Source organism: Streptantibioticus parmotrematis (genome assembly GCF_019890615.1).
In the GTDB taxonomy this organism is placed as follows: domain Bacteria; phylum Actinomycetota; class Actinomycetes; order Streptomycetales; family Streptomycetaceae; genus Streptantibioticus_D; species Streptantibioticus_D parmotrematis.
In genome coordinates this window covers 240,719-253,643 of sequence record NZ_JAINVZ010000002.1, presented here as the reverse complement: position 1 = coordinate 253,643, position 12,925 = coordinate 240,719, and the positions used below count along the sequence as shown (strand labels likewise).

At 72.4% G+C, this 12,925-nt stretch carries 11 protein-coding genes and 1 pseudogene; 5 read left to right on the top strand and 7 right to left on the bottom strand.

Translation table 11 applies throughout. The features are described from left to right. Positions 1-24: 24 nt before the first annotated feature. A complete protein-coding gene (locus tag K7472_RS03875; RefSeq protein ID WP_222973847.1) occupies positions 25-627 on the top strand; it encodes a nucleoside triphosphate pyrophosphatase in 603 nt (200 codons plus the stop codon). A 24-nt stretch (positions 628-651) separates the two neighbouring features. On the opposite strand, the gene K7472_RS03870 is transcribed toward K7472_RS03875, so the two are convergent. Beyond that, positions 652-1,095 carry a hypothetical protein gene (locus K7472_RS03870; RefSeq protein ID WP_222973843.1) on the bottom strand — a complete coding sequence of 148 codons (444 nt, stop codon included), beginning with the start codon at positions 1,093-1,095 and terminating at the stop codon, positions 652-654. 384 nt (positions 1,096-1,479) lie between these two features. Here K7472_RS03870 and K7472_RS03865 point away from each other — a divergent pair, with 384 nt between their 5' ends. Next, entirely contained in the window at positions 1,480-3,255 is a 1,776-nt protein-coding gene (locus K7472_RS03865; RefSeq protein ID WP_222973841.1) for an acetyl/propionyl/methylcrotonyl-CoA carboxylase subunit alpha, read from the top strand. 93 nt (positions 3,256-3,348) lie between these two features. Here the strand turns inward: K7472_RS03865 and K7472_RS03860 are convergent, their stop codons facing one another. Both K7472_RS03860 and K7472_RS03855 read right to left on the bottom strand, forming a co-directional pair. Continuing rightward, positions 3,349-4,275 (bottom strand): DeoR/GlpR family DNA-binding transcription regulator, encoded by a 927-nt coding sequence (locus tag K7472_RS03860; RefSeq protein WP_252395093.1) that lies wholly within the window; start codon positions 4,273-4,275, stop codon positions 3,349-3,351. Positions 4,276-4,464: 189 nt separating this feature from the next. Beyond that, a pseudogene (locus tag K7472_RS03855) lies at positions 4,465-5,916 on the bottom strand (NAD(P)H-quinone dehydrogenase); the annotation flags it as partial. 77 nt (positions 5,917-5,993) lie between these two features. On the opposite strand from K7472_RS03855, the gene K7472_RS03850 reads away from it, so the two are divergent. From K7472_RS03850 to K7472_RS03840, 3 genes are all read left to right on the top strand, one after another. Next, a complete protein-coding gene (locus tag K7472_RS03850; RefSeq protein WP_109451578.1) occupies positions 5,994-6,431 on the top strand; it encodes a gamma-glutamylcyclotransferase family protein in 438 nt (145 codons plus the stop codon). A gap of 404 nt (positions 6,432-6,835) precedes the next feature. Beyond that, positions 6,836-7,657, top strand: a complete 822-nt coding sequence (locus tag K7472_RS03845; RefSeq protein ID WP_222974350.1) for a purine-nucleoside phosphorylase — start codon at positions 6,836-6,838, stop codon at positions 7,655-7,657. Positions 7,658-7,689: 32 nt separating this feature from the next. Continuing rightward, positions 7,690-9,360 carry a phospho-sugar mutase gene (locus K7472_RS03840; RefSeq protein WP_222973836.1) on the top strand — a complete coding sequence of 557 codons (1,671 nt, stop codon included), beginning with the start codon at positions 7,690-7,692 and terminating at the stop codon, positions 9,358-9,360. A gap of 22 nt (positions 9,361-9,382) precedes the next feature. Here the strand turns inward: K7472_RS03840 and K7472_RS03835 are convergent, their stop codons facing one another. From K7472_RS03835 to K7472_RS03820, 4 genes are all read right to left on the bottom strand, one after another. Beyond that, positions 9,383-10,219, bottom strand: coding sequence for a pentapeptide repeat-containing protein (locus tag K7472_RS03835; RefSeq protein WP_222973835.1), 837 nt, complete (start codon positions 10,217-10,219; stop codon positions 9,383-9,385). Between the two features lie 48 nt (positions 10,220-10,267). Then, the gene (locus tag K7472_RS03830) at positions 10,268-10,945 is read right to left on the bottom strand and encodes a PH domain-containing protein (protein WP_222973834.1); all 678 of its coding nucleotides are present in this window, start codon (positions 10,943-10,945) and stop codon (positions 10,268-10,270) included. A gap of 514 nt (positions 10,946-11,459) precedes the next feature. Next, positions 11,460-12,056 carry an NADPH-dependent F420 reductase gene (locus K7472_RS03825; RefSeq protein ID WP_222973833.1) on the bottom strand — a complete coding sequence of 199 codons (597 nt, stop codon included), beginning with the start codon at positions 12,054-12,056 and terminating at the stop codon, positions 11,460-11,462. Between the two features lie 124 nt (positions 12,057-12,180). Further along, positions 12,181-12,921, bottom strand: a complete 741-nt coding sequence (locus K7472_RS03820) for an alpha/beta fold hydrolase (protein WP_222973832.1) — start codon at positions 12,919-12,921, stop codon at positions 12,181-12,183. Positions 12,922-12,925: the final 4 nt, after the last annotated feature.

Sequence of the window (12,925 nt, the reverse complement as noted above, 5' to 3'; positions counted from 1 at the left end):
GCGGCGCTCGTTACCCTGATCCGCATGACCGCTGACCGCACCCTGGTGCTCGCCTCCGCCTCCCCCGCCCGGCTCGGACTGCTGCGGCAGGCCGGACTCGATCCGCGGGTGGTGGTCAGCGGGGTGAACGAGGAGGCGATCAGCGCACCCACCCCGGCCGAGCTGGCCCGGGTGCTGGCCGAGGCCAAGGCGACCGCGGTGGCGGGCGGGTTGGACGATCACGCGCTGGTCGTCGGCTGCGACTCGGTGCTGGACCTCGACGGGCGGGCGCTGGGCAAGCCGAAGGACGCCGCCGACGCCGTGGAGCGCTGGCGGGCGATGCGCGGGCGCAACGGCGTGCTGCGCACCGGGCACTGCGTGATCGACACGGCCACCGGCAAGCGGGTCAGCGAGACGGCGTCGACCACGGTGCGGTTCGGCACGCCGGACGACGCCGAGATCGAGGCGTACGTGGCCAGCGGCGAACCGCTGTACGTGGCGGGCGCGTTCACCCTCGACGGCCGGTCGGCGCCGTTCGTCGAGGGCGTGGACGGCGACCCGGGCAACGTGATCGGCTTGTCGCTGCCGCTGCTGCGCCGCCTGCTGGCCGAACTGGGCGTGCGCATCACGGACTTGTGGGTCCGGTAGGTCACCCGGTTCGGTGGGGCCGGGTCACCCGGTGGTGGGGCTGGGCGAGCCGTCCGGCGGCCCGTCGGCCGGTACCGGGCGCGGCGGCGCGTAGGACATCAGCGTGGCCACCACGAGGGCCAGCACCACCATCATCGCCGCGAACGCGAGCCACCCCATCATCCCGACCAGGAACGCGCCCAGCACGCCGTGCACCACCGCGCAGACGACGAGCACGATCCGCCCGACCCGGCCGGGACCCCGGTCGGTGATCGCGGCGCGGGCCGCGAAGGCCGCGCACACCAGCAGGAAGAGCCCGAACAGCACCGCGGCCCCGAACGCCCCCGAGGACATGGCCTTCGGCTTCAGCCCGGCCAGCGACATGTTCTGGCGCTTGACGGCGAGGCCCAGGATCACGTTGACGAAGGCCACGGCGCACGCGTCCACCACCAGTGCGACCGCCGTGACCGCGGCTATCGGTCTGCGCATGGGCCCCCCTCGTTACCGGCGGTATCAACGGGATTGACGCTACTAACGGGTAATCCTGGCCACAAGACGCCGGACGATCTCTGTCGCGTCTCCGTCGTGCATCTGTCGGGTATCCGCCGTGCGTCAACCGGCACACGTCAGACTTTCCGGCCTTCACTCGTGGGAATCCCACAAAGAATCGCCCCTGCTCGCCCCCGGGTCCGTGCCGCGGGGGCGATCCGGCCGGATGGCGCGATCACCCGGCGTACCGTGGACCGACAAGGCCTCCAGCGTCGCGCGAGAGATCGGTACCACCCTGCGTGTGGGCAAGCTCACCCATAGGGGTGACTCGGCATGACGTGTCGGCAGTCCCTAAACTCGGCTTGTTTCAAGGAGGGAGCCATCGTGCGCAAGGTGCTCATCGCCAACCGCGGCGAAATCGCCGTCCGCGTCGCCCGTGCTTGCCAGGACGCCGGGATCGCCAGCGTAGCCGTCTACGCCGATCCGGATCGGGACGCTCTGCACGTCCGCGCGGCCGACGAGGCGTTCGCGCTGGGCGGCGACACCCCGGCCACCAGCTACCTGGACATCGCCAAGGTGCTGAAGGCGGCGGCGGATTCGGGGGCGGACGCGATCCACCCCGGTTACGGCTTCCTGTCGGAGAACGCCGAGTTCGCGCAGGCGGTGCTGGACGCGGGGCTGATCTGGATCGGCCCGCCCCCGCACGCCATCCGCGACCTGGGCGACAAGGTGGCCGCCCGCCACATCGCGCAGCGCGCCGGTGCCCCGCTGGTCGCCGGCACCCCGGACCCGGTCTCCGGTGCCGAGGAGGTCGTGGACTTCGCCCGGGAGAACGGCCTGCCCATCGCCATCAAGGCGGCGTTCGGCGGCGGCGGCCGCGGCCTGAAGGTCGCCCGCACCCTCGAAGAGGTCCCGGAGCTGTACGACTCCGCGGTCCGCGAGGCGGTCGCCGCCTTCGGCCGTGGCGAGTGCTTCGTCGAGCGCTACCTCGACCGCCCCCGGCACGTGGAGACCCAGTGCCTGGCCGACAAGCACGGCAACGTGGTCGTCGTCTCCACCCGTGACTGCTCGCTCCAGCGCCGCCACCAGAAGCTGGTGGAGGAGGCCCCGGCGCCGTTCCTGTCCGAGGCGCAGGTCGCCGAGCTGTACCGCGCCTCCAAGGCCATCCTGACGGAGGCCGGGTACGAGGGTGCGGGCACCTGCGAGTTCCTGGTCGGCCAGGACGGCACGATCTCCTTCCTTGAGGTCAACACCCGCCTCCAGGTGGAGCACCCGGTGACCGAAGAGGTCGCCGGCATCGACCTGGTGCGCGAGATGTTCCGCATCGCCGACGGCGAGGAACTCGGCTACGACGACCCGCAGTTGCGCGGCCACTCCTTCGAGTTCCGCATCAACGGCGAGGACCCGGGCCGCAACTTCCTGCCCGCCCCCGGCACCGTGACCCGTTTCGACGCGCCCTCCGGCCCCGGTGTGCGGCTGGACGCGGGCGTGGAGGCCGGCTCCGTGATCGGCCCGGCGTGGGACTCGCTGCTGGCCAAGCTGATCGTCACCGGCGCCACCCGCAGGCAGGCGCTGGAGCGGGCGAGCCGGGCGCTGGCCGAGTTCCAGGTCGAGGGCATGGCGACCGCCATCCCGTTCCACCGCGCGGTCGTCACCGACCCGGCGTTCGGCCCCGAACTGACCGGCTCCGACGCGCCGTTCACCGTCCACACCCGGTGGATCGAGACCGAGTTCGACAACACCATCCCGCCGTTCGCCGGTGGCGCGGTGGACGACGAGGAGGGCGAGGGCGGCCGCGAGACCGTCGTCGTCGAGGTCGGCGGCAAGCGCCTGGAGGTCACCCTGCCCGCGTCGTTCGGCGGCGGCCTCGCGGTGGCCCCGGCGGCCGGCGCGAAGAAGGCCACCCGCCGCAAGACCGCCAAGAAGGCGGGCGCCGCGGCCTCGGGTGACACCCTCGCCTCCCCGATGCAGGGCACGATCGTCAAGGTCGCGGTCGAGGAGGGCCAGGAAGTCGCCGAGGGCGACCTCATCGTGGTCCTGGAGGCCATGAAGATGGAGCAGCCCATCAACGCCCACCGGGCCGGCACCGTCAAGGGCCTGGCGGCCGAGGTCGGTTCCTCGGTCTCCTCCGGCGCGGCGATCTGCGAGATCAAGGACTGACCCCGCCCCGCGCGGATGCGAGGGCCCCGGCCGCCTGTTCCTGAGGCGGCCGGGGCCCTTCGCGTACGCGATGGCGTACGCGGCGACGTACGGCTAGCGCCTGCGCGGGGTCAGGTCGGCCACCCGGCCGTCCTGCGGCAACGGCGTCCCGCGCAACGGGCCGCCGCCGGACGGCGTAGCGCCGCCCGGGCGGGCGTGGCGGCGCGGGCCCGGTACCGGAACGTCTCTGCGCGGCGGCCGCCCGCCTGACGCGCTCTCGCCGCCGTCCGCGGGCGACACCTGCGCGACGGTGATCCGCACCCCGCAGTCGGCGAGCGCCTGGAGCTCGGTCGCCGCCCGGTCCTCGCCCGCGGGCGGCTCGTCGGTGACCAGGTGCGTGATCACGTCGGACGGCACGGTCTGGAACATCGTGTCGGTGCCCAGCTTCCCGTGGTCGGCGAGGACCACGACCTCCGCCGCCGCCTGCACCAGGGCGCGGTCGACGCTGGCGGAGAGCATGTTGGAGGTGGACAGGCCGCGCTCCGCGGTCAGGCCGCTGCCCGACAGGAAGGCCCGCGACACCCGCAGCCCCTGCAACGACTGCTCGGCGCCACTGCCGACCAGCGCGTAGTTGGAGCCGCGCAGGGTGCCGCCGGTCATCACGACTTCGACCCGGTTGGCGTGCGCGAGCGCCTGGGCGACCAGCAGCGAGTTGGTGACGACGGTCAGGCCGGGGACGCGGGCGAGCCTGCGGGCCAGCTCCTGGGTGGTGGTCCCGGCCCCGACCACGATCGCCTCGCCCTCCTCGACCAGTCCGGCCGCGAGGTCGGCGATCGCGGTCTTCTCCGCGGTGGCCAGGTGGGACTTCTGGGGGAAGCCGGACTCCCGGGTCAGACCGCCCGGCAGCACCGCGCCACCGTGCCGGCGGTCGAGCAGTCCTTCGGCCTCCAGCGCCCGCACATCACGCCGTACGGTCACTTCGGAGGTCTGGACGACGCGGGCGAGCTCCCGGAGCGAGACCGCTCCGTTCGCCCGCACCATTTCGAGGATCAACTGACGACGTTCTGCTGCGAACACAAAACAGACGGTAACGCCAACGAGCGTCTGCTTTCAGTAGTTTGCACCAATTAACAGAAGTTGTTCACGGGCAGGCCGTCCCGGTGCTATAACGCGCGTGGGGAACCAGCCGTTCCGGCCGGTTCCCCATGGGGCAGGGTTTTTGGCGGAGCGTCAGTTCTGCGCGGTCCTGCGGCTGTGCAGCTGCCGCGCCACCTCGGCGATCGAACCCGACAGCGACGGGTAGACGGTGAAGGTGTTCGCGATCTGCTCGACGGTCAGGTTGTTGTCGACCGCGATCGAGATCGGGTGGATCAGTTCGCTGGCGCGCGGCGAGACCACCACGCCACCGACGATGATCCCGGTGCCGGGGCGGCAGATCAGCTTCACGAAGCCGTCCCTGATGCCCTGCATCTTGGCCCGCGGGTTGCGCAGCAGCGGCAGCTTGATGACCCGGGCGTCGATGACGCCGTTGTCGACGTCGGCCTGGCTGTAGCCGACGGTGGCGATCTCCGGGTCGGTGAAGACGTTCGCGGAGACCGTCTTGAGGTTCAGCGGCGCGACCGTCTCGCCCAGGAAGTGGTACATCGCGATCCGGCCCTGCATCGCGGCCACCGACGCGAGCGCGAGCACGCCGGTGCAGTCGCCGGCCGCGTAGACGCCGGGGGCGGTCGTGCGCGAGACCTTGTCGGTCCACACGTGACCGGACTCCTTCAGCCGCACGCCCGCTTCCTTCAGGCCGATCCCCTCGGTGTTGGGGATCGAGCCGACCGCCATCAGGCAGTGCGTACCGGAGATCACCCGGCCGTCCGCGAGCGTCACCTCGACGCGGTCCCCCACGCGCTTGGCGGCGGCCGCGCGGGAGCGGGCCATCACGTTCATGCCGCGGCGGCGGAAGACGTCCTCCAGCACGGCGGCCGCGTCCGGGTCCTCGCCCGGCAGCACCCGGTCGCGGGACGAGACCAGGGTGACCCGGCTGCCCAGCGCCTGGTAGGCGCCCGCGAACTCGGCACCGGTCACACCGGAGCCGACCACGATCAGCTCTTCCGGCAGCTCCTCCAGGTCGTAGACCTGCGTCCAGTTCAGGATGCGCTCGCCGTCCGGCTGGGCGTCGGGGATCTCGCGGGGGTGGGCGCCGGTGGCGACCAGGACCGCGTCGGCGCTGAGCGTCTCGGTCGTGCCGTCCGCGGCGGTCACCGTGACGGTACGGGTGCCGTCCAGCTCCTGCGTCGGCTCCAGGCGGCCGCGGCCGCGCATCACCCGGCCGCCGGCGCGGGTCACGGAGGCGGTGATGTCGTGCGACTGGGCCAGCGCGAGGCGCTTGACGCGGCGGTTGACCTTGCCCAGGTCCACGCCGTGCACGCGGGCGGACTGCTCGCGGGGCGGGGTGTCGTCGGTGACGATGATGCCGAGTTCCTCATACGAGGAGTCGAAGGTCGTCATGACCTCGGCCGTCGCGATCAGGGTCTTCGACGGCACGCAGTCGGTCAGCACCGACGCGCCGCCGAGGCCGTCGCAGTCGACGACGGTCACCTCCGCGCCGAGCTGGGCGGCGACCAGCGCCGCCTCGTATCCGCCGGGTCCGCCACCGATGATCACGATCCGAGTCACGCCCTCCATTGTCCCGCACGCGACGAGAGCGTCGAACCGGGGGCTCGGTCGGGCCCGCCTCGCGTTCGGGCGGCTCCCGTACGCTGTCGCTCATGTCGCTCTACGCCGCCTACGCCGGCAACCTCGACGCCAGGCTGATGACCCGCCGCGCACCGCACTCCCCGCTGCGCGGGACGGGCTGGCTGAACGGGTGGCGGCTGACGTTCGGCGGCGAGCAGATGGGGTGGGAGGGGGCGATCGCCACGCTCGTCGAGGATCCCCTGCACCAGGTGTTCGTGGGGCTGTACGACATCGCGCCGGTCGACGAGGAGTCGATGGACCGGTGGGAGGGCGTGCCGCTGGGGATCTACCGGCGGACGACGGTGCGGGTGCACACGCTGGACGGGGATCTGACGGCGTGGGTGTACGTGCTCAACGACTACGAGGGCGGGTTGCCTTCGGCGCGGTATCTGGGGGAGATCGCGGACGCGGCGGAGTCGGCGGGGGCGCCGCACGATTACGTGATGGAGCTGCGGAAGCGGCCCTGCTGATCGCTGCCCCTTCGGCGGCGGGGTCGGGGGCGGGGCGGGGCAGTCCCTCCGTGGACCGCATATTTACGAGCCCCCGCCCTGGACGCACGACGTTCCTTCACGGGGACGTTCGGGGACTCACAAATATGCGACAGCGTCCACGGAGGAACTGCCCCGCCCCGCCCCCTTCTGCCGTCCCCCACAGTGCTGCTCCGCTTCCCGTGCTCTGTGATGCTTCTGCCGCTCTCCGCCGCTTCGATGAACCTCGGTCCGGAAACCGGCTGACCTGTCCCTGATCTACGGGTGGCGCGGGGCGAAAGCTGTGTGATCTACGCAAAACGATCACTGTCAACTGTTCGATCGGACAATTCTTCCGACCCCGTCCAGGAGACGTCTACGCGCGTAGGCAAACCTCGGTTACCCTCATCCGCGTGAACGCAACCGCATCCGCATCCGAGAGCCCCTACGCCGCCGCCGAGACCGCCGCCGCACGCCTGCGCGAGCTGACCGGTGCGGAGAGCCACGACGTCGCGCTGGTCATGGGGTCGGGCTGGGTCCCGGCCGCCGACGCGCTGGGTGAGCCCGAGCACGAGATCGCCGTCACCGAGCTGCCCGGCTTCCCGCCGCCCGCCGTCGAGGGGCACGCGGGCAAGATCCGTTCCGTGCGGATCGGCGAGAAGCGCGCCCTGGTCTTCCTGGGCCGCAACCACCTGTACGAGGGCAAGGGTGTCGCCACCGTGGTGCACGGTGTCCGTACCGCCGTCGCCGCCGGGTGCAAGACCATCGTGCTGACCAACGGGTGCGGCGGGCTGCGTCCCACCTTCCGTCCGGGCGAGGCGGTCCTGATCAGCGACCACATCAACATGACGGCGACCTCGCCGATCCAGGGCGCCCACTTCGTCGACCTGACCGACCTGTACTCGCCGCGGCTGCGCGCGCTGTGCCAGGAGGTCGACCCGACGCTGACCGAGGGCGTCTACGTCCAGCTGCCCGGCCCGCACTACGAGACCCCGGCCGAGATCGGCATGGTCCGCGCGATCGGCGGTGACCTGGTCGGCATGTCCACCACGCTGGAGGCGATCGCCGCGCGTGAGGCGGGCGCCGAGGTGCTGGGTATCTCCCTGGTGACCAACCTCGCCGCCGGCATGACGGGCGAGCCGCTCAACCACGAAGAGGTCCTGGAGGCCGGCCGCGAGTCGGCGACCCGGATGGGCAGCCTGCTGGCCCAGGTCCTCGGCCGTATGTGACGCACTCGCACCGACGCGACTAGGAGCCGTAGATGGTCAACGACGACACGTTGGCGCAGGCACGCGCCTGGCTGGCCGAGGACCCCGACCCCCGGACCCGGGCCGAGCTGGCCGAACTGCTGGAGGCGGGCACCGAGGCGGCCGCGGCCGAGCTGGCCGAGCGCTTCGCCGGGACGCTGCAGTTCGGCACCGCGGGGCTGCGCGGTGAGCTGGGCGCGGGCCCGATGCGGATGAACCGCGCCGTCGTCATCCGCGCGGCGGCCGGTCTCGCCGCGTACCTCGAGGGGCGCGGGCAGGGCGACGGGCTGGTCGTCGTCGGCTACGACGCGCGCCACAAGTCGTACGACTTCGCCCGGGACACGGCGGCCGTGATGACGGGGGCGGGCCTGCGCGCCGCGGTCCTGCCGTCGCCGCTGCCCACGCCGGTGCTGGCCTTCGCCATCCGCCACCTGGGCGCGGTCGCGGGCGTCATGGTGACCGCCAGCCACAATCCGCCGCGCGACAACGGCTACAAGGTCTACCTGGGCGACGGCTCGCAGATCGTGCCGCCCGCCGACGCGGGGATCGCCGCCGAGATCGCCGCCGTCGAGGCGCTCGCGGACGTGCCGCTGGCGGACGGCGGCTGGCAGGTGCTGGGCGAGGAGATCACCGACGCCTACCTGGCGCGCACCGCGTCCGTGGTGACGGAGGACGGACCGCGCGAGGTGTCGGTGGTCTACACGCCGATGCACGGGGTCGGGCGCGACGTGCTGGTCGCCGCGTTCGAACGCGCGGGCTTCGGCACGCCGTCGGTCGTTCCCGAGCAGGCCGAGCCCGACCCGGACTTCCCCACGGTGGCGTTCCCGAACCCGGAGGAGCCGGGCGCGATGGACCTCGCGTTCGCGCACGCCCGCCGCGTCTCGCCGGACCTCGTGATCGCCAACGACCCGGACGCCGACCGCTGCGCCGTGGCCGTGCCCGACGCCTCGGCGGACGGCGGCTGGCGGATGCTGCGCGGCGACGAGGTCGGCGCGCTGCTCGCGGCGCACCTCGTGCGCTCCGGCGCCAAGGGCACGCTGGCGGCGTCCATCGTCTCGTCCTCCCTGCTGTCGCGGATCGCCGCGGCGGCCGGACTCCCGTACGAGGACACGCTCACCGGCTTCAAGTGGATCGCCCGGGTGCCGGGGCTGCGCTACGGCTACGAGGAGGCGCTGGGCTACTGCGTCGACCCCGAGGGCGTACGGGACAAGGACGGCGTGACGGCGGCGCTGGCCGTGGCCGAACTCGCGGCGGGCCTGAAGGCGCAGGGCCGCACGCTCACGTCCCTGCTGGACGAGCTCGCGCTGGAACACGGGCTGCACGCCACCGACCAGCTGTCGGTGCGGGTCGCCGACCTCGGTCTGATCGCGGGGGCGATGGCGCGGCTGCGGGAGCGTCCGCCGGTGCGGCTCGCGGGTCTCGACGTCGCCTCGGCGGAGGACCTCGCGCGGGGCACGGACCAGCTGCCGCCGACGGACGGCCTGCGCTACCACCTCTCCGGCGACGGCGAGGTCGCCTCGGCACGCGTCATCGTCCGGCCCAGCGGCACCGAGCCCAAGCTCAAGTGCTACCTGGAGACCGTCGTCCCGGTGGCCGGTCCTGAGCGGCTCGACGCGGCGCGGGCGACGGCCCGGGAGACGCTTGCGGCCCTGAAGAAGGACTTCGCGGCAGCGGCCGGGATCTGACCGGACAGCGGTACGGGCAGGCTCACCAGTGGGTGGGCCTGCTCACCGTTTCCGGCAACTTCGTCGTCATGTCGCCCTGCGCGGCGGTCAGTTGGGGCTGGGTGAGGAACAGGGTGCCGGTGAGGTCGGCGCCGTGCAGGCGCGCGTCGCGCAGGTCGGCTCCGGTGAGGTCGGCCGCGCGCAGGTCCGCTCCGCGCAGGTCGGCCGCGACGAGGCAGGCACCGCGCAGGCTCGCTCCCCGCAGGGACGCTCCCCTCAGGCGGGCCGCGAACAGGTCGGCGCCCCTCCTGTCCTTCGTGCGCCCCGGGACGCCCGCGCGGGCCAGGTCGCTCGCGCGCAGCAACGAGGCGTTGACCTCGGCGCGCACCGCGGCCACGTCCACCGCGACGACCTCCTCCGGCGTTCCCCGGGTCAGCTGCTCGACGCGCTCGCGGGCCGCCGCCAGTTCGTCGTGGACGGGCGCGGCGGCGGGCAGGACCAGCGCTTCCGCGAGGTACCGCAGCAGCTCGTGCAGGTGCCGCATCACCGGGAAGACCTCGGACATCCGCCGGGCCCGCTTCGCGTCGCCGCGCCAGTCGCGCCCCTCGAACGTCACCTGCGAGACCTTCTGCCCGGCCCCGAAGCAGTCGAAGACGGTGCACCCGGTGAAGCCGTCGCGGCGCAGGGTGGCGTGCGTCCCGCACCGGAAGTCGTCCGCCAGGTTCGGGCACGGCGTTCCCGCGGCCTTGTCGATCGCGAAGTCCGCCGACCGCGCGAACGGCAGCGCGACGCAGCACAGCCCGAAGCAACGGGAGCAGTCCGCCCGCAGTTCCGACAGCTCGGACGGGGACGGGTTCTCTGCTGGGTCGCCAGGGCGCACGCGGGGGTCCTTCGAGGGGAACGGGCGGACGGGCGGGCGGGCCGGGGCTCAGCTCGCGGCGAGGACGACGGTCGCGATCGCGCCGACGACGGCGGGGGCGATGACCTCGTAGGCCCAGCGCACCGCCACCTCGCCCTTGGCGGCGTCCTTGGGCGCGTTGCGCTCGGCGAGATCGTTGAGCTGGTCGATGACCTGGTCGGACTGGGCGCGGGGCGGGCCGTCCGTGGCCGTGGTGCCGCCGCGGCCGAAGGCCGGACCGCGGGACGGCGCGCTGCCGGTCTCCACGCCCGCCGCCGCCCGCATGGCCTGCCGGCTGGCGCGCTTGCGGGCCCGCATCGAGACCGGCACCGACCACAGCTGGAACTTCCTGCCCCCGGCCAGCACCTCACTGGTGTAGCCGGACCGCACGGCCTCCACGGCGGCCCACGGGATCGTGATGGTCCGGAACGGGTTGCGCACCAGCATCCGGGCCTCGCCCGCGTAGACCACCGGGCGCAGCGTGAAGGCGTAGACGAGCGGCGCGCCCAGCACCAGGACGGCCAGCGCCAGCCAGGGCGTGCGCCCGCTCCCGTGCAGCATGGCGTCGATCACCAGCCACAGCCCCAGCGCGAGCAGCAGCACGCCGCCGACGACGCCCATGGGCGAACGGAAGGCGCGGTCCGCGTAAGCGGAGCCGTCGGCGCCGGAGCGCCGGTTCGGCGAGGGGGACGGGTACTGGCTGGTCATGCGATCGATTCTGCACGAGGCCCGGGGGTGAACCGCGAGCGGCTCGGGTTGCGGTATGGCATCGATGGATCGGTCGGCGTGGGCGGGTGCGATCGGCGGGGCGGGGGTGCGTGTCGCCGAATCAGTTGTCCGGTCATTGTCTCCGACAAGGTTTTCAGGGGGGGTCGAGAGGACGGAAAGTTGACGATTTCCTTGTCGAAGACAACGGGGTGACAAGCGATTCGTGAACCTCCATCGCCCGCCGGGGGTCGGTGCTCTACGTCCCGGGCCATGGCAGCAGAGGCCCCGTGTCGTACGTCCCTGGTCGCGACGGCGTACGGCTCGCCCACCGGGAGGTGGGCAACGACCTGGATCGTCGGCACCATCGAGGGCGCGGTTCTCCTCCACCGTCCGGCTCTCCGGCGCGGGTTCGCCCCCTTCAGCCAGCTTCTCGAGCAGGGCGTCGATCTGGGGGTCGAGGGACACGAGGAGGGCCTTCCTGGAGCTGGCGCCGGGGGCAGTGGAGGGGTGCGGGTCAGCGGGCGATCGAGATCGCGAAGGGGGTGAATCCAGCGGACCGGATGAGGTGGGGGACGAAGAGGATCGCGGCCTCGGTGGCGCGGGCGGTCTGGATCCCGCCGAGGTCGGTGATCCATTCCTTGTGCCAGCCGAGGTCGGTGAGCAGGTCACCGACCTCCTGCTTGGCCTGCTGGTCGTCGCCGGAGAGGAACGCGGTCGGTGCCTGGGTGAGCGTGGCCGGGGCGGTCATCACGGGGAAGAGCATGGTGTTGAGGGTCTTGACGACGCGGGTTTCGGGGAGGGCGTCCTGGAGTTGTTCGGCGAGGCTTGAGCCGGGGTGGATCAGGTCGGCGGGCAGTCCGTCCGGTCCGTCGGTGGTGGCGTTGGAGACGTCGACGAGGATCTTGCCGGACAGTTCGTCGCGCAGGGCGGCGAGCCGTTCCAGCGAGCCGGCTCCCGGGGTGGCGTTGATGACGATCCGGGCTGTCCGGGCGGCGTCGGCGGCGGCGCCCGGCGCGCGGTCCGCCACCATCACCTCATGCCCTGCCCGGGAGAGGGCCGCGGCCAGGTTGCCGCCGACGCGGCCGTTTCCGAGAACTGCGATCGTGGTCATGGTGATCTGGTCCTTTTCGTGGGTGCGAACGGTGATACGCGGTCAGCGGGAGAGCGTGGCGACGGCCTCGGCGTGGACGCCGGGCGCGACGGCGGGCCGTTGCCCCCCGAGGCTTCGGAGCCGGCTAGCTGAAGAACCGACGGACGCGGGAGACGAACCATTCCGGTTGTGCCAGGTGTGGATAGTGCGTGCGGGTCGGTGCCTGCTCGACCACGGCCGCGGGAATACGGCCGGCGAGCCAGTCGGCGTAGTCCCCACCGGGATCGGTTCCGTGCAGGGACAGGTACGGAACGTCGGGCGGGAGACTCGTGGTGCGCCGGGACCACGCTGCCAGTGCGTCTGCGTCCCAATCGAGCAACGGGGTCCAGTACCCGCTGAACACTTCCTGGTCGAGGGTGCGGCGGCGTTCGATGTCGGCCACCAGCGCAGGGTCCAGCTCGCCGTGCAACTGGGCGAAAACCGTACGGACGCAGTCGGCGAAGCCCTCTCCCCGCACGGCGGCGGCTATCTCCGCGGGGAGTGGGCCGACCCGTAGTGACTGGTCGACGTTGACCACGCCACGAGTCGGGTAGCGGGCCGCGTAGGCAGTCGCGATCACTCCGCCGAGGGAGTGACCGACGATGAACGGGGATTGGTCCTCGCCCAGGGACTCGATCAGCCGGTGGACGTCCTCCACCGACTCGTCGATCCCGTACGGCCGGGTCCGAGGCGAGTCTCCGTGGCCACGCAGGTCGACGCTCAGCACGCGAAAGTGCTGCCGCAGGTCAACGGGGTCCCAGAAGCGCCGGTTTTCGGTGATGCCGTGGACGACCACGAGTATCGGTCCCGTGCCGGCGAGGTCGTGAGCCAGCTGATCGTCGGCCATGACG

What these genes read in the sequence shown, in the direction of transcription:
- K7472_RS03875 (WP_222973847.1), top strand. Translation starts at nt 25, where the DNA reads ATGACCGCTGACCGCACCCTGGTGCTCGCCTCCGCCTCCCCCGCCCGG.
- K7472_RS03870 (WP_222973843.1), bottom strand. Translation starts at nt 1,095, where the DNA reads ATGCGCAGACCGATAGCCGCGGTCACGGCGGTCGCACTGGTGGTGGAC.
- K7472_RS03860 (WP_252395093.1), bottom strand. Translation starts at nt 4,275, where the DNA reads ATGGTGCGGGCGAACGGAGCGGTCTCGCTCCGGGAGCTCGCCCGCGTC.
- K7472_RS03850 (WP_109451578.1), top strand. Translation starts at nt 5,994, where the DNA reads ATGTCGCTCTACGCCGCCTACGCCGGCAACCTCGACGCCAGGCTGATG.
- K7472_RS03840 (WP_222973836.1), top strand. Translation starts at nt 7,690, where the DNA reads ATGGTCAACGACGACACGTTGGCGCAGGCACGCGCCTGGCTGGCCGAG.
- K7472_RS03830 (WP_222973834.1), bottom strand. Translation starts at nt 10,945, where the DNA reads ATGACCAGCCAGTACCCGTCCCCCTCGCCGAACCGGCGCTCCGGCGCC.
- K7472_RS03825 (WP_222973833.1), bottom strand. Translation starts at nt 12,056, where the DNA reads ATGACCACGATCGCAGTTCTCGGAAACGGCCGCGTCGGCGGCAACCTG.
- K7472_RS03820 (WP_222973832.1), bottom strand. Translation starts at nt 12,921, where the DNA reads ATGGCCGACGATCAGCTGGCTCACGACCTCGCCGGCACGGGACCGATA.